A 22,888-nucleotide genomic window follows, 5' to 3' on the forward strand; every position below is an offset into this window, starting at 1 on the left:
TTGTTATCAATACAAATCAAAAAAATACAGCATGAAATTCAATAGAAAAGCTTCCGCTCAATGGAAAGGAAGTGGAAAAGAAGGAAAAGGAACATTAAATACCCAAAGCGGGGTCCTTGAAAATACGCAGTATTCATTTCACACCAGGTTTGAAGACGGAGATAAGGGTACCAATCCCGAAGAACTGATCGGTGCAGCGCATGCAGGCTGCTTTACAATGCAGCTGAGTTTCCTGTTAGGAGAGGAAGGGTTTACACCGACCAGCTTGAATACTGATGCAAAAGTCAGCTTCGAGGACGGTGCCGTAAATAAGATCACCCTGGATGTCAAAGGTGATGTACCTGGAATTGACGAAGAGCAATTTGGCAAAATAGCTAACAAGGCTAAAGAGGTTTGCCCTATTTCAAAACTGTTGAATACCGAGATAGAATTGCAGCTTAGCCTGAACGCCTAGACGGGGGATTTATACGCGATAAAAAATTAAGAAGTAAAGCGATAAGGGCTGGTATAAGATTCGCCTGCCGCTAACAAATACAAAACAAAATTATGAGTACAGAAATAAAAGCATACGGAGCCAAGGATAAACAAGCAGACCTTGAACCCATGACGATCAAAAGGCGCGAAGTAGGGCCTAAAGACGTTAAAATAGAAATAACATACTGCGGGGTATGTCACAGTGATATTCACCAGGTCAGAAATGACTGGAAGAACAGTAAGTACCCTGTAGTACCCGGGCATGAGATCATAGGGCACGTCGTTGCCGTTGGGGACCAGGTCAAGAATTTTAAGGAGGGTCAGTTAGTGGGTGTCGGTTGTATGGTTGATTCCTGCCGGGAATGTAATGCATGCAAAGACGATTTAGAGCAATATTGTGAGAACGGGATGGTTCCTACTTATAACGGGAAAGATGAACACCTCGGTGGTCATACCTTCGGAGGGTATTCTGAAATGGTTGTTGTGGACCAGGATTTTGTATTGAATATCCCGGAAAATTTAGACCAAAAGGCCGTTGCACCTTTGCTGTGTGCCGGGATCACTACTTTTTCACCCCTGAACCACTGGGGCGTTAAAGAAGGAGATAAAGTAGGAATTATTGGATTGGGAGGACTCGGACATATGGGGATCAAATTTGCCCACGCCATGGGTGCACATGTAGTGATGATCACCACCTCTCCGGATAAGGCGAAAGATGCCAAGCGCTTGGGAGCAGATGAAGTCCTGATTTCTAAGGATGAAGAAGAGATGAATGAACACGCAGGTTCTTTTGATTTCTTGCTGAATACAGTGCCTGTAGGCCATGACATTAATCCCTATATCAATCTTCTAAAAAGGGATGCTACCATGGTATTGGTAGGAGCTATTGAGCCCCTGGATGCCGTACATGGAGGAGGACTTGTAATGGGGCGTAAGAGAGTTGCAGGATCCCTTATCGGGGGGATAGCTGAGACCCAGGAGATGCTCGATTTCTGTGGGGAACATAACATTGTTTCGGATGTGGAAATGATCAGCATGGATAATATTAATGAAGCCTATGACAGGGTGACCAGTTCTGATGTAAAGTACCGATTTGTGATCGATATGAAATCTTTAAAAAACTAGGAATTACAGCATACAGATAATTTTCAAGGGGCCAATGGCCCCTTTTTTTATGGAAGAGTTTTGAGGTATGACTTTTTTGACCGTGAATTCTTGGCAGATTTTACTACTTTAATGGTTTAGCTAACCAAACTACAAGCATTCATGAGAAAATTATGGTTATGGTCCGTAACGGCCGCCTTAGCTGGGTTTTTATTCGGATTTGACACTGTTGTCATCTCCGGTGCTGACAAACAATTGCAGGCTCTCTGGAACTCATCCGATTCTTTTCATGGGATAGTGGTCATTGGAATTGCTTTGTGGGGTACGGTCATCGGCGCACTTCTCGGAGGTTTTCCAACCGATAGATTCGGGCGGAAAAAAACTTTGATCGGCATAGGGATATTGTATACTGTCTCCGCAGTAGGATCTGCCCTTGCAGGTGACCCGATTACTTTCGCGGTCTTCCGTTTCCTGGGAGGACTTGGGGTCGGGGCATCCACCATTGCTGCCCCCACATACATCTCGGAAATAGCGCCGGCCAAAGACAGGGGCAAGCTCGTGGGACTCTATCAATTCAATATAGTGTTTGGTATCCTGATCGCTTTCTTTTCCAATTACCTGTTAAGTGGCATCGGGGAAAATGCATGGCGATGGATGGTGGGCGTTGAGGCTATCCCTGCATTGATCTATACCCTACTTGCTTTTGTCATCCCGCAAAGTCCCCGTTGGTTGCTTTCTAAAGGCAAGCAGGAAGAGGGGAGGAGGCTATTGGGTATTGTAAGCCCGGGCCAGGACCTGGATACTTTGATCGCCCAGATTAATAAAGAAAACAGTGAAAACCCAAAAGGAGAGAATATCTTCATGAAGAAATATCGCTTTCCTCTAATCCTTGCCTTCCTTATCGCCTTTTTTAACCAGTTTTCAGGGATCAATGCCTTCTTATATTATGCGCCGCGAATACTGGAAGAAGCAGGGCTGGGGGCCAGTACTGCCTTATTGAGCAGTATTGGAATCGGGGTGACCAACATGGTATTTACATTAATAGGTATTAACCTGATAGACCGCATGGGAAGAAAACAGTTGATGTACATAGGTTCTGTAGGGTATATTATTTCGCTGTCCCTGGTAGCCTGTGCTTTTTTCTTCGGATGGGAAGGCCTTTCTGTTGCCTATTTCCTGTTTATATTCATTGCGGCGCATGCCATAGGGCAGGGAACGGTGATATGGGTATATATTTCTGAGATATTCCCAAACCACTTGAGGGGCTCAGGTCAGAGTTTTGGAAGTTCCGTTCACTGGGTGCTCGCAGCGGCAATTCCCTCCTTGGTTCCCTTGCTATTCTCAAGCGTTGGTACGGGAAGCGTATTTGCATTTTTCGCCTTTATGATGGTCCTTCAATTGCTGTTTGTGGCTTTTATGATGCCGGAAACCAAAGGAATATCCCTGGAGGCGCTCAGTGCAAAATTGTTAGGAACTAAAAGGTAGATTTAATTTAAGACAATTAAAGATCTTCAGGAATCTGTCCCATCCGGGCATACGGAAATCGACCTATTTTACGAACGCCATAATAGCCATTGAGACCGGAGGTCCCAACAGTATCCAACCATTCATAATTTAATTCATCATACTTATCCAGGGCAGCATCAGGGAGAATTAATTGGGTGATCTCGCCAATGATCAACCGTGTATTGTTGTGTTTGATCAGCAGATCTTCCACAAAGGTCATCCCCAATTTCACTTTACTTTCTCTGACAAAAGGGGCTTGAGTTTCATGATGGAATTCCTCGTTTAATCCACAGGAATGGAATTCTGAGGTGTTTTTCTCAAATTTAGCAGAGGTGTAATGGGCTTTCTTTATGAAATCCGGGTGTACGTGATTGATCGTGTAACTATGGGTCTCCAGAATGTTGTCGTAAGTGTGCCTGGGGACCTCACCAATTGGTCTCATAATGAATCCGAGTAGGGCTGGGTCACTGCCCAAATGCATCACAGAACTGAAGATAGCGAGGTTAGTCGCCCCCTTAGTGGAAATGGTGCCGATCAGGTTCGCCGGCTTTATTCCGCTGATTCCATTCAGTATCTTGATTTTCCGGACCCTGTCCAGTCTGGAAATCTGCTCTTTATTCAGATTCATCATCCATTTGCTATACTGCGACAGAAGTACTTACCGCTTACTTATTTTATTCCCGCTGATCGATTTTTGCCTGGAACTTTTAAACCGGATCATACCGGGATTGCGCTTTTTTAAATGTTTCTGGCTCGGGCCGCTGTTAACTCTTTGTCGCCACCGTTTAAAACTGCTTTCTTTAAGCTGGGTCCGCATGAGCTTAATGACTTCCTTTTCCGGGAGATTAAATTGGTACTCTATGGCCTCGAAAGGAGTGCGGTCTTCCCAGGCCATCTCTATAATGCGGTCTAACTGTCTTTCTGTAAAGTTATTTCCCATAGTGTGAGAATCCACGGCAATGGTGCTTGCCTATACCGTAATTCTTCCTTTAAGTCTTTTTTCTACTTTTCGCTTAACTTCCGTGATTTTCTTCATAGTATCCATGATCTTCTGGTCTTTTTTAACCTTGTAGATCTCGTTGAGTTCCAGGATAAGATCTTTTGCTTTACGAGATGCCGTAATCCTGTCACTTGTAGACATATGTGACATTTTCAGCTGTAAAAATTCTGAAACTCTTTCTTGTAAATCCATTGTCATCATAAATAATTCGCTTTTAGCAATGAAACTAACGTTAACCTAGTTGGTCCATTTTTTTCAGGACCTGATCTGCCTCGTATACTTTCTCGTCGCTCAGCTTTCGATTGGTTGTTGAAAGTTGATGGGCCTCGGACATTAGTTTCTTATATTTTTCACCGAGTTTTTCTTTTTCTGACTTTTTCTTAAACAGCCCAAACATACAAATTATCTTTAGTAGGGAAATTTCCCAATTACTTACAAGTAAATGTACAACCTGTTTAATGAAATCGATAATAAACTGAACAAAATAACATTGTTTTAACGCAGACCGGGCAACGTAGCTTTTTTTAAAGCATGTAATTGATGCGAAAACGATTCATTTTGATCGTTTTACATCAAATATCTGAGTCCTGTTTATTGTACCTTAGCGCCGCGGAAAACCAAGGGTGATCCGCTGGCACGGCCAATGTATAAATTATATAACAGCAAGCAATAGATGAAATGGATATTAAGGTGTTTATGTGGATTAGTGCTGATGTTTTGCAGTAGTTGTGCCTCACAATCCATGCTTATACAGGACGAAGAACAAACCGTGGTCAATGAAAATTTACGGTACTACCTGTATTACCCGGAAGATTACGAATCTTCTCCTGATGAAAAATTTCCTTTGCTCTTGTTTCTTCACGGAGGGGGTGAGTCCGGTGAAGCCCTTGAAAAAGTAAAACTCAACGGGCCTCCCAAGTTATTGGCCCAAGGAAAAGAATTTCCATTTTTGATCCTTGCTCCCCAGAATCCGCATAAAAGGCAGTGGTGGAATACCAGGGCAGTTATGCAATTGCTAGATACCATTGTTGCGAATAACCGTGTAGACAGGAAAAAGATTTACCTGACCGGCCTGAGCCGGGGAGGGAGCGCCGCATGGGAATTAGCCGTACAATATCCTACTACTTTCGCCGCAATGGCAGTGGTATGTGGAATGGCACCTTTACCCTATGCCGCATGGATAGATAAGGCCATGCCCATCTGGGTTTTCCATGGAACGGAGGACAAATCTATCCCCTTTTCCGAATCTGAGAATATGGTTCGGAAACTGAAAAGTCTGGGCTACAATGTAAGATTCACGGTATATGAAGGTCTGGGCCATGCCGCCTGGGTGCCGGCCTATGAAAACGACGCTCTGTACGAATGGATGATAGAGCAGCAGCGGAACAAGTTGCCGGACTGATGCAGCAACTCTAAAAAGCAAAATGATAGGGAATATTGTATTTTAGCGGCTGATATATTTCATAGACTTTCCTGAATGTTCCGTAGAAAATTACTTATCCCCGCACTCCTGTCTCTATTTTTGATCGTATTAGCCTGTAAAGGTGAACCGGAGAAAGAAGAGAAATATGAGTTTACCAATGCCCTGGTTAATGAAACCAGCCCATATCTCCTACAGCATGCCCATAACCCGGTTAATTGGCGCCCATGGAGTGAGGAGGCCCTTGAAGAAGCCGCAAAGGAAGATAAATTGGTCCTGGTCAGTATCGGGTATTCATCCTGCCACTGGTGCCATGTGATGGAAGAAGAGACTTTTGAGGACACTGAAGTGGCCGAATTAATGAATAAGAATTTCATTAATATCAAGGTAGACCGGGAAGAACGACCCGATATAGACCAGGTCTATATGACGGCATTACAGCTTTTACAAGGTTCCGGAGGATGGCCTCTGAATGTGATCACACTCCCAGATGGCAAGCCGCTTTATGGAGGCACATATCATACCAAAGAAGAATGGATGACGGTGTTGCAAGAAATCAGCACCCTGTATAAGGAGTCCCCTGAACGGGCTCGGGAATATGCAGATAAAGTGGCCCAGGGAATCCAGGCAGTAAACCTGGTGTCAAAGCCAGCCGAAGATCAGGTCTTAAATCAGCAGAAAGTAAAACAGATCGTCAATACCTGGGGGCCACAATGGGACCTCGAATATGGCGGTCAGAAAGGGCAGCAGAAATTCATGCTCCCGGTCAATATTTCTTTTCTAATGCAATATGCTTTCCTGGCACAGGATAATCATGCGCTTTCTTTTGTTCAATCCACAATGGATCATATGGCCAGGGGAGGAGTCTATGATCAATTAGGTGGTGGATTTTACAGGTATAGCACCGATGATCGTTGGCAGATACCGCATTTTGAAAAAATGCTTTACGACAATGCTCAACTTATTGCGCTCTATGCGGAAGGTTATTCTTTATTAAAAAATCAGGAGTACGCCAATGTGATTGAGGAAACTACGGATTACCTGGAAAGGGAGATGCGTCACCCGAACGGCGCATACTATGCGGCACTGGATGCCGATAGTGAAGGAGAGGAAGGTAAGTACTATACCTGGAAGACCGATAGCCTTAAAACTGTGCTTGGCAGTTCATATGATGAATTTGCAGCCTACTATGGAATCCAAGGGAAGCAGCCATGGGAAAACAACACTTATATCCTTTCCAGGCCACAAACAGACAGTATGTTCATCAGCACAAGAGCTATGGATAAGAAAACATTGGATAGACGTAAGGCAGAGTGGAAGAATAAGTTATTGCCTTTGAGGAATAAACGGATCAGGCCAGGGGTAGATGATAAGATCATCACTTCCTGGAATGCCTTGCTGATCAGTGGTTTTATAAGTGCTCACAAGGCATTGGGCGAAAGTCATTATTTACAGAAAGCTAAGGACATTTACCGCTTCCTCGTGGAGAACAACATGAAAGGGAAGCAATTGGTCCATACCTATAAGAAAGGGAGTGAACAGGAGGAAGGTTTCCTGGAAGATTACGCCTATTTTATACGTGCCGCCCTGGATTTGTATTCAGTAACCACTGATGAGCAATACCTGGACAGTGCCAGGGAAATGCTTGAGCTAACCGATCGTAAATTCTATAACAGTCAGAATGGCTTGTATCGTTTTAAGGATGATAACGAGTTGATCGCTACAATATATAAGACTGATGATGGAGTTCTTCCTTCTCCTAATGCCGTGATGGCAGAAAACCTGTTGATCCTGGGTCACCTGGATTACAATAAGACATACCTGAAGCGCTCCACTGGTATGTTACAGCTGATTTTGCCCATGGCCGAACAGTCGCCCGATCTGTATGCAAAATGGAATTCTGTGCTATTGCAAATCGTGTTCCCGTATTACGAGGTGGCCGTAGTTGGTCCGGATGCTGTGGAAAAGCTTAAAGAATTGAATGCACATTTTTTGCCGAATGCCCTGCTGGTAGGTGCTGTGGAAAAAAGCGGGCAGGCACTATTTAAGAACCGCTTTGTGCCGGGCGATACCTTTATATATGTTTGCCGTGATCACAGCTGTAAAATGCCCGTTACTTCCGTGCCGAATGCAATCCAACTTCTTGATCGGCCCGGTCTAGTACAGCAGTAAAAAAAAATGCGGGGCCTAAAAGCCCCGCATCTAACAACTCAAAATTAAAATTTATCTAGAATCCTGGATTCTGTGAAAGTACTCCACCACTCAGGTCGATCGCATTGATCGGGATAGGTAGGAGATCCATTTTTGGCTGGTAAGGATTAGCCTTCTGACCAAAGTTACCAATGGTCCTCGCTTCGTTGGCGATATACTCATTGATTACACTTTCAGCCACGCCCCATCTTCTCAGGTCGAACAAACGATGTCCTTCCATGGCGAGCTCCAGGCGACGCTCAAAGCGAACGGCTTTCCTGGCAAAAGCCTGGTCAGGGAAAGAGGCATATGGCTCTACCTGGTAGTTAGCTGCCGGTGCAGTACCACTGGCGTCCTGAACATAGGTCATATTCTTAGCCCGGTTACGTACTTGGTTCACATAATCAAGTGCCTTAGTGAGATCGCCATTTTCCACGGCTACCTCTGCTGCCATTAACAACAGATCTGCATACCTCATAATGTGGTAGTTGATCCCTGAATGTTGCTGTCCCCAGGCACCTGTACCCTGGTTGGCATCTTCTCCTGCCTGGTATACATTTTTCTTAGGCAGGTACGGACCAGAGATGTCTGCAAAACTGGCACGGATCCAGTCCTTACCAATATGCTCTCCATATCCATTGTAATCAATACCTCTACGTCCAACGGTATAATCCAGCCTTGGATCTAGCGGTCCTGTTTCCGGAGTAAAAGCTTCATCACTATTAACACCGTAATCATTGGCTACATCACTTTGGTTAAAGGTGTCCAGTAATGGTAACCCTGTACCATCGGTCTGGTAAGCATTAACCAGGTCCTGGGTGGGCTGGTAGAATCCACAACATGAACCAAAAGGTCCCGGGTTGGGGAAGTTCAGCGTACCACCACGGTTCCCGTTAAAGGATTGTGCGTCGTCTGTAGTGAATTGGATAGCGAAGATAGATTCGGCACTATTATCACCTGCCAGACTGAAATTATCCAGGTACTCCGCATTCAGGGCATAGGGCCCATTGTTGATCACATCTTCAAAAAGTGTACCCGCAGCAGCATAATCCTGCTGGAATAAATGCACTTTCCCAAGGAAAGCCTTAGCGGCCCAGGAGGTAGGCTTCCCTACCAGTGATTGTGTGGCCGGCAAGTTATCTACGGCAAATTGGAAATCAGCCTCAATCTCTTCCCAGATAGACCCGGGATTAGGTTGGTTGAAATCGGTATTCGAATAATTCTCTGCAGAGATATAAGGAACATTCCCATAGATCTTCTGCAATTCAAAATTAAAGTGTCCTCTTAAGAAGCGAGCTTCTGCCAATTGAGATGAAAAGTCACCTTCTTCAATAGAATTGATCAGGCTGATCACCGCATTGGCCCTGTTAACTCCCGCAAACAATCCGTTCCACTTTCCGAAGAAATATGGGTTAGAACTGGTCCAGTCATAGGTTTCTATCAGGAACAGGTCGGCCTGGTCACCATCGGTACTCCCTTTATGTGCATCGTCCGATATGACATCAAACCACCAGTTATCTCCACTGACCGTCCAGTCAGCAGCACCCTGGTTATTACGGATACCGTCTAGGGCAGAATATGCCCCGATAAGCAGAAGGTTAACCCCTTGCTCATTCTTAAGCGCATCGTCGCTAAGTGCGCCGACCGCCGGAACGGTGGTGAAGTCGTCACTACAAGCCAATAGGCTCATAAACACACTTACATACATTAATAATCTCTTTTTCATTTTTTTAGAATTTGGTGTTAATACCTATGGTAAATATCTGGGATAGCGGGAAAGTATTCTCGTCTATACCCAGTGATAAGTTATCAAATGTGATGATCTCAGGATCAAACCCGTCATATCCGGTGATGGTGAACAAGTTGGTTCCCTGTACATACAACCTAAGCATATCCATGCCTACTGTAGCCGCAATATCATCCGGGAAGGTGTACCCAACTTGTAGATTCTTTAATCGCATAAAGGATGCGTCCTCGACGAAAAAAGAATTGGGTTGAGTTTCCGAATTAGTAATCGATTGGCTCAATGCCGGTAGGGTAGCATCGGTATTGCTGGGTGTCCAGGAATCCAATACCCTGACACTTCGGTTAGAATTGAAGAAGGTTGGGAAATCGGTGAAGATTTTATCATAGTTGTAAACATCATTCCCTTGAGAGCCCGAAATGAACAAGGACATATCAAAGCCTTTATAATTCAAGGCAACATTAAGTCCGTATACAAAATCAGGGTGTGGAGAACCGATATAGGTTCGGTCATCATCATCGATGGTTCCGTCACCATCTACATCCCGGTATTCAAATCGTCCTTCGTCAGTAAATCCAATAACTTCTCTTCCGTAGAATTCAGAGATAGCCCTGCCTACTTCGGTACGGGTTACTGCTCCTCCTCTAAGGTTGGTTCGTCCAACCTGGAAATCAGAGATCAGATTTTTTACCTCGTTCTTGTACTGAGAGATGTTGGCAGATATATTATACTGTAATCCATAAGAAGTTTCGTTGGCATAGCCTATACCCAGGTCAAAACCTGTGTTTTGGATATCTCCAAGGTTAACCAAAGGAGCCGTTGCATCAATGGCTGTGGTACTGATAAGACTGAAATCACGAGTGATCAGGTCTTTAGTATCCTTATCGTAGACCTCAAAGGAGATATTCAATGTATTATCGAACATTCCGAGATCTACCCCGAGGTTCTTTACCTCACTGGTCTCCCATCTTAGGTTGGGGTTTCCAACCTGGTCAAGGATTGCACCAGTAGAAATGGAGCTGCCGTCCAGGGAGTAATTTGCCAATCCTTCGTTCAGGGAAGAAATGTTGATAGTCGGGTTACTGGTAGGAAGGGTCTGGTTACCCAGCTGACCGTAAGAAGCTTTTAACTTTAATCGACTTACCCATCCGTCCTGAGGGAAGAAATCCTCATCGCTGATCAACCACCCTGCACTGAATGAAGGGAAGATGTCACTTTTATTGTCTCCAAGGAATCTTGAAGATTCATCTCTACGAATCGTTGCAGTACCAAAGTACTTTCCTGCGTAAGAATACGTGGCGGTACCAAAAACAGAGAACAATGCATTTTCACCATCATAGGCAAAATCAACATTTGGTGTACCACTACCATTACTTAAAAGGTAGAAGTCCGGAGTTTCAAATAAATATCCGTTCCTGGAGATCTGGCTTCCTTTGCTGCGATCCTGTACCGCTTCTATACCGGCTAACACATTAATATTGTGATCTCCGAAAGAATTGGCGTAGTTGGCAGTGTTACTCCAGGTCCATGAAAAATTATTAAAAGTAAATTCAGTGAGTGTATTAGTGCTCAGTGGCTCTATGAATTCCGGATCCAGGGCAAGGAAAGACCTGTTGTTCCCGGACTCTACTGTTCCACTAAAGAGTGTTTTTAAGGTCAACCCTTCATAAACGTTCGCCTGTAAGTAGACGTCTCCGAATACGCGGAATAACTTGTTATAGTTATCGTCTCCCCTGAGAAGTTGAGCAACAGGACTCCTGGTATTACTAAGTCCGGGACCCCCGGTCCCTGCAAAGTTTCCTTCATCGTCGTATACAGGAATCAGAGGACTCATTCTTAAAGCGTCCTGCACTGTATTACCGGTAGAACGATTAGAGAAGGAGGCGTTTAAGTGCTCCCCGATGATGATCCTGTCACCTATCTTGAATTCTGAGTTCAGACGGGTGGTACCTTGTTTAAATCCTGTAGTTAGGAATATCCCTTCCCTGTTAAGGTAATTAGCAGACATAAAATATTTTCCTGTTTCGCCTCCATTTTGAATCGACAGCGATACATTCTGAGTCTGAGCATCCTGGGTGATAGCGTCTATCCAGTCAGTTCCTCCGGGGCGAACCGTTGCGGTTACAGGTTCGCGGGTGATAGGATCATATGATACAACCCGAGTGTACCCCTGTAAAGTATTAGGCACTACAGGTGATGGTCCGTCCCCATACTGCGGGTGGGTCAATGTGGCTCCGTCGTTAGCCAAACTTTGGAAGATCATTTCTCCATGCTGTTGGGCGTTTAATAATTCGGGAGTATTGACAGCCCTGGAGATACCGGTGTAGACATTCAAGGATACGATGGCTTCTTCCTGGTTGTAACCCCCACCTTTAGTGGTGATAATAACAACCCCGTTAGATGCCCTTGCTCCGTAGATCGCAGCTGCACCATCCTTTAAGACGTTGATCTGGTCAATGTCTGCCGGGTTGATACTGTTCAATACGTTACTGTTATCAGTCTGTACCCCATCAATAATATATAAGGGATTAGTGTTGTTACTGGTACCAAAACCACGAATATTAATCTTCGGAGCCTCACCGGGACTACCGGCATTTGTTACAGTTACCCCGGTCACCCTACCTTCCAGTGCTTCAGAAGCATTGACAATCGGAGTTTTGGTGGCTTCCGCAACATCTACAGAGGCAACAGAACCGGTTACGTCACCACGGGTCTGGGAGGCATACCCCAGGACAACCACCTCGCTAAGCTGGGCGGCATCCTCTACCATGGTTACATTAATTACACTTTGCCCGTTTACGGGGATTTCCTGCGGTGTAAAACCGACAAAACTGAAAACAAGCACAGCATCAGAATCAGCTTCAATGGAAAAATTACCATCAAAATCTGTCTGGGTACCTGTTGTTGTGCCCTTGACAAGGACATTTGCCCCTCCCAGGGGGATTCCGTCTCCGTCTACGACGGTTCCTGTGATCGTTTGTTGGATGTCATACTCGGACCTCAATGCATCAGTCGGGCTCGCAAATGCGAACGTCCCAACCATGAAGAACAAGAAAGACAAAACCGTCAAATAGCTAAAGTTACCACGCATTGATCTCAATGAGTGATAATCACTTCTTTGGTTCATAATCTTGAGTTGTTTAGGTTAGTTATAGATGTTGATATTCTCCTGACCATCAGCGTCTACCTTGGTTTAAATTCGGTTTAGGATTGCGATGGCAGGAAGAATTACTTATAATATGGTTAAAAATAAGGACTTTTTTCTAACTGAGTCGGAACTATTTTGTCAATTAATTAACATTTTATTAAAATCCGCAAAATGTTAATTGGGAGATTTCATTAGCAAAATAGTTGATCGGGAATTTAATTTTTAATTAATATTGTTGTTTCACTTACGAAATTATAGTACCAAAACCAACGACCAAACTAAAGGAATGATTGCCAATTTCCTCAAAAAAATACACCGTGAAATCACCCCGATTACAGAAATGGACAGTTTTTATGTCTGTGAAAGGGTAAAGGACTATTTTGATTATCCCGTACATTACCATCCTGATTATGAGCTAAATTTTATCAGCAGGGGTAAAGGGGTAAGAAGAGTAATCGGTGATCATATAGAAGAGATCGGTAACACGGAATTGGTACTGGTTGGACCCAACCTTTTTCATGTTTGGGAACAGCATAATTGTACGCAGAAAAATATCCATGAAATAACGATACAATTCCCGGAGAACCTTTTCCATGAATCCTTCCTTCAGCGTAACCTGATGCAACCCATCCGCAATATGCTGGATAGATCCGCGCACGGCATCCTTTTTGCGCCGGAGGATATCCGGAACATTATTCCTCGATTAGAAAAGGTAACCGAAATGACCGGCATGCCTTGTTTTCTTGAATTACTGTCCATATTGCACGAACTTGCCCAGACGCCAAACCAGAGACTTTTATCAACCAATACAGTAAGTCCGGATAATACAGAGCAGGGCGATAAAGTAAAATTGCTTTATGACTATGTGCACCAGAACTTCTCTTCAAGGATAAGCCTGAATGATATGGCAGAGCTGATGAATATGAGTAACGTTTCCTTTAACCGTTTCATTAAAAGAAGTACCGGTAAAACCCTGGTCGAATACGTTAACGAGGTTAGAGTAGGCTACGCTTCTCGCTGGTTGATCGAAAAAGATCTGAGTATATCTGAGATTGCTTTTTCCAGCGGGTTTAACAGTATCGCGAATTTTAACCGGGTATTCCGTAAAATGAAAGGGCAGACTCCAACCGATTTCCGCAACGAATTTTCGAACCTTAAAAAGGTATTATAATCAATCTTCGTTAAAAAGAGGGTTTACATTCCTTTAAACATTTTTTTTCAATTCTTGCGCTTTTCTGATCAATCTGCAGATTTAACAGGTATATGCTGTGAAAAAGCCTTAATTTTCTAAAGCATAATGCAAAAAAACCAAACCAGACTATTCCAATGCAGATTAAAGAACAAGCCAAGGTTTATGATGTGATCATCGTAGGCTCCGGCGCCGGAGGCGGAATGGCCACCAAGGTACTGTCAGAAGCAGGCCTTAAAGTAGCCGTAGTGGAAGCAGGTCCGTATTTTGACCCCGCAGATCCCGAACAAATGACACAGATGAAATGGCCCTACGAATCTCCCCGAAGAGGCGCGGGAACCGTGCGCCCATTCGGTGATTTTGATACTGCCTATGGTGGTTGGGAGATAGAAGGAGAACCCTATACCCATAAAGATGGAACTAAATTTGACTGGTTCCGCTCTCATATGCTCGGTGGAAGAACGAATCATTGGGGGAGAATATCACTACGCTTTGGCCCCAAAGATTTTAAGCATAAAGATGTAGACGGATTGGGCGAGAACTGGCCTATCGGTTACGAGGACGTAAAACCGTATTACGATAAAGTGGATAAGCTCATTGGTGTTTTTGGGACTAACGAAGGTCTCCCAAATGATCCGGATGGTTTCTTCCTGCCACCTCCGAAACCGAGGTTGCACGAATTATTCTACATCAAAGGAGCCAGGAAATCAAATATGCCTGTGATTCCTTCGCGAATGTCCATGCTTACCAAGAAGATCAACAAAGACCGCGGCGTTTGCTTTTATTGTGGGCAGTGTTCACGTGCCTGCCAGGTATATGCCGATTTCTCTTCCGGAAGCTGTTTAATCTTCCCGGCTCAGAAAAATGGAGGGCAAATAGACCTATATGTGAATTCGGTTGTACGTGAAGTCACAACAAATGAGGAGGGAAGAGCTACCGGTGTCTCTTACATCAGTAAAGATGACAGGAAAGAATATAAATTAAAGGGAAGGGTAGTGGTGTTGGCCGCTTCAGCCTGCAGCTCCGCACGCATCCTCCTGAACTCCAAAAGCAGTCAACACCCCAATGGATTGGGGAATGGCAGTAACGTAGTGGGTAAGTACCTCCATGACTCTACCGGGGCCAGCAGGGCAGGTTTTATCCCTGACCTGATGAACCGAAAAACATATAATGAAGATGGGGTTGGTGGCATGCATGTCTACACTCCCTGGTGGTTAGACAATAAGAACCTTGATTTCCCAAGGGGCTACCATATAGAGGTATGGGGCGGTATGGGAATGCCGGGCTACGGTTTCGGGTTCAATCCGAACGAATTCAATAAATTCTTCGGACTCCCCACCGGTGGTTATGGAGAAGGACTGAGGTCTGATGTGAAAAAATACTACGGCTCTGTTATTGGTTTTGGAGGACGAGGTGAGTCCATTGCCATGAAGGACAATTACTGTGAAATTGATCCAACAACCGTTGATGAATTTGGGATCCCCGTCTTACGTTTCCATTATAAATGGTCCGATTTTGAAAGGAAGCAGGCCAAACATATGCAGGAAACCTTCGAGGAGCTGATTCATAATATGGGAGGAGAAGTCCTGGGCGACAGGCCGCCAAAAGAAGAAGATTACGGGTTACTGACCCCCGGTCGAATTATTCACGAAGTGGGTACAACCAGGATGGGAGATGACCCAAAAACATCGGTAGTCAATAAGCACCAGCAATTGCACGAGGTAGATAATGTGTTCGTCATGGATGCCGGGCCGTTCGTCTCACAGGCCGATAAGAACTGTACTTGGACTATCCTGGCCCTTGCATGGCGTGCCTCGGATTACCTGGTCGATCAATTGAAACAACAAAACATTTAAGAAATGGACAGGAGAAAAAGCTTAAAATCGCTCTTCCTTGGAACCGTAGCAGGTGGATTGGCTATTCATGGTTGTAAACCGGAGGCCGAAGCAGTCGAGGAAGAATCCGCTATACAGGGTTATTCCTATAATTACGGGAGAACGCCGAAAGAAAAGGAACTGATCATGGAACTTGAAAATGAAGTATTTTTCAATGAGCATGAATTAGAAACCATCGGGGTGCTATGTGCACTGATCCTGCCGGCTAATGATAAATTCGGAAGTGCCACAGACGCCGGGGCACCGGCCTTTATAGAATTCATGGCGAAGGATATCCCGGAAATGCAAACCACCCTAAGAGGTGGTCTTATGTGGCTGGATCATAAAAGCAATACCGATTTTAACCTGGAATTTAAATCGGCAGATGAAGCCCAGCAGAAACAGGTCCTGGATGCTATCGCCTTTTACGACCCAGAGATTCCTATGTCTGAACAACCGCTGGAGATTCAATTCTTTTCCATGATGCGAAACCTCACCCTAACGGGCTATTACACCTCTAAAATGGGGATTGAGGACCTGGGTTACCAGGGCAATATGCCCAATATCTGGGATGGCGTACCGGAAGAGGTTCTGGAGCAACACGGGGTCTCTTATGACGAAGAATGGATCGCCAAATGTGTGGACCAAAGTAAACGAGGGGTCATCGCCGAATGGGATGAACATGGTAATTTATTAACTTAAGCAAAAGATCAAGGCTATGAAGTCAATCCCATATTATGCCCTTTTACTATGTATGGCACTTTCCTCAACCCTGGGTTTTTCCCAGGAGGTAGGAATACAATTATATAGCCTAAGAGAACAGTTTAAATCCGACGTGGAGGGCACGCTTGAAATGATCAGTGAATGGGGAATAACAAGTTTGGAAGGAGGGGACACCTATGGTCTTCCCCTTGAGGAATTCCAGGCTTTGCTTGAGCAAAACGACCTTAGTGTAGTTAGTGTAGGTACTTCTTTTGAAGAATTACGTGACGATCCTGCTGCTGCCATAAAACGAGCTAAAGACTTTGATGCCGAATATATCATGTGTCCCTGGATCCCACATAAGAACAAGTTTCAGATGGGCGATGCAAAGATAGCCGTTGAAGTATTTAACAGGGCGGGAAAACAAATTGAGGATGCCGGTCTAACACTGGTATATCACCCCCATGGCTATGAATTCGCTAAACACGGCAGCGGAACCTTGTTCGACTATATGGCTGAGCAAGCGACAAATTTTGATTTTGAAATGGATGTCTACTGGGTAAAACACGGTGGGGCAGATCCGATGACATTATTGAATACTTATCCTGAAAAGTTCAAATTAATGCACTTAAAGGATATGAAAGCTGGGGTAAAAGGGAATCATTCCGGGCACGAGGACGTAGAAACAAATGTCGCCTTGGGAACCGGGACCATTGATATTGCCGCTCTTGTAAGAAGAGCAGGCGAATTGGGAATTCCTTACCTATTCATAGAAGATGAATCCTCCCGTGTAGTTCAGCAAGTTCCTAAAAGCTTGGAATACATCAAGCAGCTGCGAAGAATGTAATATGCTAAGGCATATCAGTTACTTCTGATACAGCTACACCTACCATGGAATCAGCAGTGCCGTAATATAAGAACCACTTATCCTTGTAGAGAACCAGTCCCTCGATGAAAGTGGTACCGGCTTTGTATTGCCCGGTGATCTCGTGAGGCAGGCTCGGACATATAAAAGGTTGTTCTAACCTATCGATCATTTTAGCGGGATTTTCCTTGTCAAATAATACCTGTCCTCCGCAATAGGTACCCTCTGGGACTATAGTGCCGGCTCCTTCTCCGTTCAGGTTTTTTCCATTATAAAGGAGCAGAATACCTTTATCTGTATATAAAGCAGGTGGTCCTGGTTCTACTAGGTGGCTGTCAAAATCATTCAGCGTAGGCTCAAATACTTTTAACAAGGAGCCATCATCCTTCAGCATAGGAGTCCAGTTTATACCATCTTCTGAAGTGGCCAGGTTGACAAAAAGTTCGCCCCAATACATGTGATAAAGACCATTGATCTTTTTCGCAACAAGTCGGCCATCCCTGACCTCGGTTAGAACGGAACCGGATTTGCTCCAAATGTCGAGGAATTTACCCTCATAAGCCGATAAAAAAGTGGGGCCATGTTTGGTCCAATTTCTCAGGTCTGGCGATGTCGCAGCTGATAGTCGGGCTGTATCCTGGTTCCAACTGGTGTAAAGCATCAAATACTCTCCGTTCGCGAGCTCCACTACCCGGGGATCTTCTGCACCTCCCGGGAAATCCCACTTCTGGAATTCATCTTCCTGGGGATAGAGTACGGGTTCCGGATGTTTGCTAAAGTGGATGCCGTCTGTGCTGTGAGCCAATCCTATCCTTGATGTTCTTCTTCCCAGGATAGCTTCCGGATCATCTTCGGCCCTGAACAACATAAATACAGTGTCATTGCGTACCACCGCTCCGGGATTAAAGACATCGGCCTGCTGCCAACGAACCGAATCTTTTTGCACCGGGCAATAGAATACATATTGATCATCGGCTTGCATTATTGGGTTTGTCGCAGGTTTCTCGAATCCTGTGAGCCATGGTTCCTGGGATGCAAGCATTAACGGGATAAAAAGAAAAAGAATATAAATATGCCTGTTCATGAGTTTGAGTTTTGATCTGATCTAAAGTTACACTATGCAATGAAAGAAAATAGCCTAAGAAGAACTTTTCTGTATTTTTATCCGCATTGATAAACATTTACTGGAAAAACATTTCATCTATGATAAGAATTATGGCCCTCGGTATTTTGTTGATGATTACTTCTTGCAGGGAATCAGCAACGGATAAAAAGAACGAAGAACAACCCGGGGCTGAATTATTATCAGCAGACAGCATGGCTGTGGCAAGCCGGGAACCGGAGAACATAAAACTTAAATCCCTCGATAGTGTGGGTGATACAACCTTTGTCAGGCTGGCCGATTACAGCCGTGATTTTTCATATGATTTACGCTATGCTACTGAAGATAATTTTATGAAAACTAAGGTCTATGATTGCGCTGAGTGTTATACCCGGGCAAAAACAGCCAAAGCCCTGTTACAAGCAAATGAAGAACTTATGGAGAAGGGTTATCGTATCCGCTTCTTCGATTGTTATCGTCCAAGGTCTGTACAATACCTGCTTTGGAAGATCGTACCTAATCCTCAATATGTTGCCAACCCGGAAAAGGGATCTATTCATAATAGGGGAGGTGCCGTGGATATCACCCTGGAATCGCTGGATGGGGAGGTGGTAGATATGGGCACTGATTTTGATTATTTTGGCAAGAAGGCCTATCACGATAACACTGACTTACCCCAACAGGTATTAGAGAACCGCCTGCTCCTAAAGGAGACCATGGAAAAATACGGATTCTGGTCGATAAGGACAGAGTGGTGGCATTACAACCTCGGGACGGCATCAAGTTATAGACTTGCAGATTTTAAATGGGATTGTAATCAGCAATCGAAACCGAAGGATTGATGATCACGGATGTTATTTTTTAAAATCCTTATAGGACGGGTGTATCCACGGATCCCGGTAATTTCGACTGAGTAGTTCAGATGCCTCCGGATCCGAGGTGATCAGTTTCTGTTGTGGATCGTATTGCAGGGGTCTGCCGACTTTCATCGACAAATTAGCGAGGATGCAACTGGCTGAAGAAATATGTCCCTCCTTAATTCCGGCAACGGGATCTGCGCCGGTGTCAATAGCAGATAGGAAATCGATAAAATGTAAACGGGAAGCCGGTGCGGCATGCAATTCCATCCCCTCTTCTTTAAGATCTTCCGGGAACTTATCTTTTTCCAATAATGCATTGCCATGGATAGGTTTGCCTTCTCCCAACGGTATAAAATCATATTGCATCACACTGGCTTTTAGTGTCCCCTTTTCTCCGTAAAGAGTGAATGCCCACGGGTATTCAGGATCCGCTGGTGCTCCCCATGTCCTGTGCTGCCAAACGCAGTTGAGTTCGCCAAATTCGAATATTGCAGTCTGGGTGTCCGTGATATTTGAACGGCCTTCTTTTTGAACAAAAATTCCTCCGGTAGAACGTACATGGTCTGGCCAGTCGAGGTCCAGCATCCACCGGACAGCATCGAGCATATGTATACACATATCGCCCATCAGGCCATTACCATATTCCATAAATGTTCGCCACCATCGCTTATGGGGGATTCCGTCAAATGGCCTCATGGGAGCTGGTCCGGTCCACATCTCGTAATCAAAATAATCCGGAACGGATTGGATTGGAGGGTAACCGTTAGCTCTCATATGGTAGTAGCAACACATATCCACATGTGAGATTTTACCAAGCAGGCCAGTATCTACAATTTTTTCCTTGGCCTCTGCTAAATGCGGTGTGCTTCTTCTTTGTGTCCCAACCTGCACCTTTTTACCGTAATAAGCTGCCGCTGCCACTAAGGCCTCTCCTTCCATGACATCGACGGAGATAGGTTTTTGCAGGTATACATGCGCCCCTGATTCTAATGCGGCCAGGGCTGTAAGTGCGTGCCAATGATCCGGGGTACCAATGAGAACGATATCCAAGTCTTTTTCGGCTAGCATTTTACGATAGTCAGTGTATAAACGGGGTCGCTTACCGTTTTCTTGTCGTTGCTGTACCAGATCTGCAGCTTCGGAAAGTTGACGCCTGTCCACGTCGCAGAGCGAGATCACCTCAACCTTACTGACTTGCATTAACCTGAACAGGTCGCTTTTCCCGTACCAACCGGTTCCTATAAGTCCGACCCTTAAAGGTTTTCGGTTCATCAGCTCCAACCCGTAAGCGCCGAAGGTTGAAAGCACTGCCAGGGCCGTGGCACTTTTCATAAAATTCCGCCTGTTGTAATACATGGATCCGATTTTCAGTAGCTGGTTTTACTGATATCAAGATAAGTTATTCTGTAATAAAGCTGCTGCTAAATTTTGGAGCAACTAACAACAAGCAGCTGGTTGTCACATCCTTTGGTGAAGAAAAGATAGCGATCACCCCCATCCTTGATCTTCATTTTTTTTCGGATTTGTTGTACACTCTCAGGGAAGTTACGGGTGGTTATGTTGGCTTTTTGGATTCCTGTTCCTTTGAGAATTTTTTTTGAATAAGGCATTACCGATTCTATTAGGAATCTTCTTCCCGGGAATTTGATCAGCTTATCGGCAGTGTAAAGGTGACTGTGTTCGTGTAGCTTCTTCAGGTTAAAACTGCTGCTAACTAATTTAAAAGCCCCGGACTTCATGATCGCGGCATTGGGTTCGTAAAGATATTTTCCGGGTTTTGCGAAAACCGGGGAGGCCGTTTGTTCATCTTCCAGGCTGAACTCCCACTCAACTTTATCACCATCCTTTAAATTTACACAGTGAATCCTGGGGATGAGGTTCTTACCGGGTTCAATTAGCCATAATATTTCTTTAACCTCGTTGTTCAGGGCAACAATATAAATACTACTAACCGACTGTAATTCGTCAATTCCTGCCCTAAGATCCAAAAGGGGAGATGTCTTGACCATGAGCCTGGCTGTACGTGCCAGTATTGCAGTTAATTGAGCCGGTACATTAGGTTCGCAATCAGAAAGCAAGAATACTTTTCCTTTAACATCTGATCGCCTTGAAGGATCCACGTAAATCAGGTCATAATACTCCTGGGTATTTTGTAGGTATTCAATACCGTCCATGCAGTGAGAAGTGATATTCAGCGCACCTAGTTGCTTAAAATTATGAGTTGCTATTTGGCAGAGCTCATCATCCTTTTCACAGTAATCCAGGCTTTTTATATGCCGTGCAAAATAATAACTGTCCACGCCGAGCCCCCCGGTCAGGTCCAGGATTTTCGCGGCCTTAGTAATAGAGGCCTTGTATGCTGCTGTCTGCTCAGAAGAAGTCTGTTCAATATTTATCTTCCCGGGATAATATATTCCCCCGGTCCTGAACCAACTAGGTAATTTTGATTGGCACTTTTGTTTAGCCGCCAGCTGTGCGATGACCTCCTTGCCGGAAACCCCCGGAAAATCGGGTGGGTTGAGAGCAAGCCTGGTGGGGTCTTCATCCAGGTGGGCAGTAATGTACTCTTGTACCTGTGTATGTAAAACAGCGAGGTTCAAAAGAAAAGTTACAGGTTATGAGTGAATTTCTTGACAATATGGTTGTCTGCCATGAACTCTTTCAGGATCACCTTTATTACCGTATAGCCGGGAACGGCTACAATCATCCCGGTAACCCCGAAAATTAAACCGGCGATAATAATCACCAGGAAAATTTCCAGGGGATGCGACTTAACGCTGTTAGAAAATATGAAGGGTTGCGAGAAGAAGTTATCAATTAGCTGGCCAATGGTAAGCCCAATAAGTACATAACCCGTCTTGGGAAGGATAACCGTATTGAAATCGTAACCCAGGTTACTGGTCATGGTAAGGAATATCATGATGATACCGCCAATTATGGGTCCTATATAGGGGATAATATTGAACAGTGCACATAGGAAAGCGATCACGATAGCATTTTCTATGCCAACGAGAAGTAGAACAATGGTATAGATTACAAAAAGGATAAACAGCTGTAGCAACAAGCCGACAAAATACCGTGAAAGTAAAGCCTTTATGCTGTCTATAGACTTAACCACCTTGGTCTTACTGCCTTCGGGAACAAATACAAGAATACCATTCTGGAACAGCTTGCTATCCTTTAAAAAGAAAAAGGAGATAAAGAGTACTGAGAACAGTCCAATACTAAAGCTGCTAAGAATATCGAGAAATGAATTGAGGAAATTAGGAATGAATTCAACATTGAGCCCCTGTAATACATTATTTTCCAGCTTAGAATCCTTGATCAGTTCATTGACCGTTTCAGGGCTGGCCCCAAAAAGGAATGTAAATTCCCGGTATATGGCGTTCAGACTTTGTTGAAGATCTTCGATATTCAATAAAGAGAGATTCTTTCCCTGTTCAGTGATCAAAGGGACAAAAAGCGCGATTATACCCCCGATCATGAGAAGCATTAACAACATGGTTACTGCGACCGCAACGGTATTTGGAAAACGCAATCTCCTGCGCAGGGTAAGCACCACCGGTCTCCCGATCAGGGCCAGTACCACTGCGATAGCTACATAAGCGATCACGGAGCTGATAAGGTATAGAAAATGGAAAAAAAGATATATGCCAACAAGTATGGCTACAGCCCTGACAATTCCCGTGGTGATGTCTTTAGAAGTCATA

20 protein-coding genes are annotated in these 22,888 nt (G+C 44.5%); 10 read left to right on the forward strand and 10 right to left on the reverse strand.

The features are described from left to right. Positions 1-31 precede the first annotated feature (31 nt). The 3 genes from PP178_RS14255 to PP178_RS14265 all read left to right on the forward strand — a co-directional run bounded on the left by PP178_RS14255 (position 32) and on the right by PP178_RS14265 (position 3,063). Positions 32-454, forward strand: coding sequence for an OsmC family protein (locus PP178_RS14255; protein WP_272595032.1), 423 nt, complete (start codon positions 32-34; stop codon positions 452-454). Positions 455-546: 92 nt separating this feature from the next. Next, complete coding sequence (locus tag PP178_RS14260; protein WP_272595033.1) at positions 547-1,599, forward strand: NAD(P)-dependent alcohol dehydrogenase; 1,053 nt, start codon at positions 547-549, stop codon at positions 1,597-1,599. 141 nt (positions 1,600-1,740) lie between these two features. Further along, the gene (locus PP178_RS14265) at positions 1,741-3,063 is read left to right on the forward strand and encodes a sugar porter family MFS transporter (protein ID WP_272595034.1); all 1,323 of its coding nucleotides are present in this window, start codon (positions 1,741-1,743) and stop codon (positions 3,061-3,063) included. A 16-nt stretch (positions 3,064-3,079) separates the two neighbouring features. On the opposite strand, the gene PP178_RS14270 is transcribed toward PP178_RS14265, so the two are convergent. From PP178_RS14270 to PP178_RS14285, 4 genes are read right to left on the reverse strand one after another with little or no spacing between them, the layout of a single operon-like run. After that, entirely contained in the window at positions 3,080-3,715 is a 636-nt protein-coding gene (locus PP178_RS14270) for a flavin reductase family protein (protein WP_272595035.1), read from the reverse strand. Positions 3,716-3,742: 27 nt separating this feature from the next. Beyond that, positions 3,743-4,024 carry a TIGR03643 family protein gene (locus tag PP178_RS14275; protein WP_272595036.1) on the reverse strand — a complete coding sequence of 94 codons (282 nt, stop codon included), beginning with the start codon at positions 4,022-4,024 and terminating at the stop codon, positions 3,743-3,745. 30 nt (positions 4,025-4,054) lie between these two features. Continuing rightward, positions 4,055-4,276, reverse strand: a complete 222-nt coding sequence (locus PP178_RS14280) for a hypothetical protein (RefSeq protein WP_272595100.1) — start codon at positions 4,274-4,276, stop codon at positions 4,055-4,057. Between the two features lie 40 nt (positions 4,277-4,316). After that, a complete protein-coding gene (locus tag PP178_RS14285; protein ID WP_272595037.1) occupies positions 4,317-4,481 on the reverse strand; it encodes a Lacal_2735 family protein in 165 nt (54 codons plus the stop codon). 345 nt (positions 4,482-4,826) lie between these two features. On the opposite strand from PP178_RS14285, the gene PP178_RS14290 reads away from it, so the two are divergent. Both PP178_RS14290 and PP178_RS14295 read left to right on the forward strand, forming a co-directional pair. Next, the gene (locus PP178_RS14290; RefSeq protein ID WP_272595038.1) at positions 4,827-5,486 is read left to right on the forward strand and encodes a dienelactone hydrolase family protein; all 660 of its coding nucleotides are present in this window, start codon (positions 4,827-4,829) and stop codon (positions 5,484-5,486) included. A gap of 75 nt (positions 5,487-5,561) precedes the next feature. Beyond that, a complete protein-coding gene (locus PP178_RS14295) occupies positions 5,562-7,676 on the forward strand; it encodes a thioredoxin domain-containing protein (protein ID WP_272595039.1) in 2,115 nt (704 codons plus the stop codon). Between the two features lie 55 nt (positions 7,677-7,731). Here PP178_RS14295 and PP178_RS14300 read toward each other — a convergent pair whose 3' ends face one another. Next, positions 7,732-9,420, reverse strand: coding sequence for a RagB/SusD family nutrient uptake outer membrane protein (locus PP178_RS14300; protein WP_272595040.1), 1,689 nt, complete (start codon positions 9,418-9,420; stop codon positions 7,732-7,734). Between the two features lie 4 nt (positions 9,421-9,424). Continuing rightward, positions 9,425-12,565 carry a SusC/RagA family TonB-linked outer membrane protein gene (locus tag PP178_RS14305; RefSeq protein WP_272595041.1) on the reverse strand — a complete coding sequence of 1,047 codons (3,141 nt, stop codon included), beginning with the start codon at positions 12,563-12,565 and terminating at the stop codon, positions 9,425-9,427. Positions 12,566-12,872: 307 nt separating this feature from the next. Between PP178_RS14305 and PP178_RS14310 the strand changes: the two genes are divergently transcribed. From PP178_RS14310 to PP178_RS14325, 4 genes are all read left to right on the forward strand, one after another. Next, positions 12,873-13,757 carry a helix-turn-helix domain-containing protein gene (locus PP178_RS14310; RefSeq protein ID WP_272595042.1) on the forward strand — a complete coding sequence of 295 codons (885 nt, stop codon included), beginning with the start codon at positions 12,873-12,875 and terminating at the stop codon, positions 13,755-13,757. Between the two features lie 155 nt (positions 13,758-13,912). Continuing rightward, positions 13,913-15,631, forward strand: coding sequence for a GMC family oxidoreductase (locus tag PP178_RS14315; protein WP_272595043.1), 1,719 nt, complete (start codon positions 13,913-13,915; stop codon positions 15,629-15,631). 3 nt (positions 15,632-15,634) lie between these two features. Then, positions 15,635-16,351, forward strand: a complete 717-nt coding sequence (locus PP178_RS14320; RefSeq protein ID WP_272595044.1) for a gluconate 2-dehydrogenase subunit 3 family protein — start codon at positions 15,635-15,637, stop codon at positions 16,349-16,351. 16 nt (positions 16,352-16,367) lie between these two features. Next, on the forward strand, positions 16,368-17,198 hold the full coding sequence (locus tag PP178_RS14325; RefSeq protein ID WP_272595045.1) for a sugar phosphate isomerase/epimerase family protein: 831 nt from the start codon (positions 16,368-16,370) through the stop codon (positions 17,196-17,198). 4 nt (positions 17,199-17,202) lie between these two features. Here PP178_RS14325 and PP178_RS14330 read toward each other — a convergent pair whose 3' ends face one another. After that, positions 17,203-18,300 carry a glycoside hydrolase family 130 protein gene (locus tag PP178_RS14330; RefSeq protein WP_272595046.1) on the reverse strand — a complete coding sequence of 366 codons (1,098 nt, stop codon included), beginning with the start codon at positions 18,298-18,300 and terminating at the stop codon, positions 17,203-17,205. A gap of 119 nt (positions 18,301-18,419) precedes the next feature. Here PP178_RS14330 and PP178_RS14335 point away from each other — a divergent pair, with 119 nt between their 5' ends. After that, complete coding sequence (locus PP178_RS14335) at positions 18,420-19,160, forward strand: M15 family metallopeptidase (protein WP_272595047.1); 741 nt, start codon at positions 18,420-18,422, stop codon at positions 19,158-19,160. Between the two features lie 12 nt (positions 19,161-19,172). Here PP178_RS14335 and PP178_RS14340 read toward each other — a convergent pair whose 3' ends face one another. The 3 genes from PP178_RS14340 to PP178_RS14350 form a co-directional block, all read right to left on the reverse strand. Continuing rightward, positions 19,173-20,534 carry a Gfo/Idh/MocA family protein gene (locus tag PP178_RS14340; RefSeq protein WP_272595048.1) on the reverse strand — a complete coding sequence of 454 codons (1,362 nt, stop codon included), beginning with the start codon at positions 20,532-20,534 and terminating at the stop codon, positions 19,173-19,175. 65 nt (positions 20,535-20,599) lie between these two features. Beyond that, complete coding sequence (locus tag PP178_RS14345) at positions 20,600-21,778, reverse strand: class I SAM-dependent methyltransferase (RefSeq protein WP_272595049.1); 1,179 nt, start codon at positions 21,776-21,778, stop codon at positions 20,600-20,602. A gap of 8 nt (positions 21,779-21,786) precedes the next feature. After that, positions 21,787-22,887 (reverse strand): AI-2E family transporter, encoded by a 1,101-nt coding sequence (locus PP178_RS14350; RefSeq protein ID WP_272595050.1) that lies wholly within the window; start codon positions 22,885-22,887, stop codon positions 21,787-21,789. Position 22,888: the final 1 nt, after the last annotated feature.

This window comes from Zeaxanthinibacter sp. PT1 (genome assembly GCF_028464225.1).
GTDB lineage: Bacteria > Bacteroidota > Bacteroidia > Flavobacteriales > Flavobacteriaceae > Zeaxanthinibacter.

Bases quoted from the DNA above. Each gene is read 5' to 3' on its own strand.
- PP178_RS14315 (WP_272595043.1), top strand. From the start codon at position 13,913: ATGCAGATTAAAGAACAAGCCAAGGTTTATGATGTGATCATCGTAGGC.
- PP178_RS14300 (WP_272595040.1), bottom strand. From the start codon at position 9,420: ATGAAAAAGAGATTATTAATGTATGTAAGTGTGTTTATGAGCCTATTG.
- PP178_RS14350 (WP_272595050.1), bottom strand. From the start codon at position 22,887: ATGACTTCTAAAGACATCACCACGGGAATTGTCAGGGCTGTAGCCATA.
- PP178_RS14305 (WP_272595041.1), bottom strand. From the start codon at position 12,565: ATGAACCAAAGAAGTGATTATCACTCATTGAGATCAATGCGTGGTAAC.
- PP178_RS14265 (WP_272595034.1), top strand. From the start codon at position 1,741: ATGAGAAAATTATGGTTATGGTCCGTAACGGCCGCCTTAGCTGGGTTT.
- PP178_RS14280 (WP_272595100.1), bottom strand. From the start codon at position 4,276: ATGGATTTACAAGAAAGAGTTTCAGAATTTTTACAGCTGAAAATGTCA.
- PP178_RS14275 (WP_272595036.1), bottom strand. From the start codon at position 4,024: ATGGGAAATAACTTTACAGAAAGACAGTTAGACCGCATTATAGAGATG.
- PP178_RS14340 (WP_272595048.1), bottom strand. From the start codon at position 20,534: ATGTATTACAACAGGCGGAATTTTATGAAAAGTGCCACGGCCCTGGCA.
- PP178_RS14290 (WP_272595038.1), top strand. From the start codon at position 4,827: ATGCTTATACAGGACGAAGAACAAACCGTGGTCAATGAAAATTTACGG.
- PP178_RS14260 (WP_272595033.1), top strand. From the start codon at position 547: ATGAGTACAGAAATAAAAGCATACGGAGCCAAGGATAAACAAGCAGAC.
- PP178_RS14330 (WP_272595046.1), bottom strand. From the start codon at position 18,300: ATGAACAGGCATATTTATATTCTTTTTCTTTTTATCCCGTTAATGCTT.
- PP178_RS14255 (WP_272595032.1), top strand. From the start codon at position 32: ATGAAATTCAATAGAAAAGCTTCCGCTCAATGGAAAGGAAGTGGAAAA.
- PP178_RS14335 (WP_272595047.1), top strand. From the start codon at position 18,420: ATGATAAGAATTATGGCCCTCGGTATTTTGTTGATGATTACTTCTTGC.
- PP178_RS14270 (WP_272595035.1), bottom strand. From the start codon at position 3,715: ATGATGAATCTGAATAAAGAGCAGATTTCCAGACTGGACAGGGTCCGG.
- PP178_RS14295 (WP_272595039.1), top strand. From the start codon at position 5,562: ATGTTCCGTAGAAAATTACTTATCCCCGCACTCCTGTCTCTATTTTTG.
- PP178_RS14320 (WP_272595044.1), top strand. From the start codon at position 15,635: ATGGACAGGAGAAAAAGCTTAAAATCGCTCTTCCTTGGAACCGTAGCA.
- PP178_RS14310 (WP_272595042.1), top strand. From the start codon at position 12,873: ATGATTGCCAATTTCCTCAAAAAAATACACCGTGAAATCACCCCGATT.
- PP178_RS14285 (WP_272595037.1), bottom strand. From the start codon at position 4,481: ATGTTTGGGCTGTTTAAGAAAAAGTCAGAAAAAGAAAAACTCGGTGAA.
- PP178_RS14325 (WP_272595045.1), top strand. From the start codon at position 16,368: ATGAAGTCAATCCCATATTATGCCCTTTTACTATGTATGGCACTTTCC.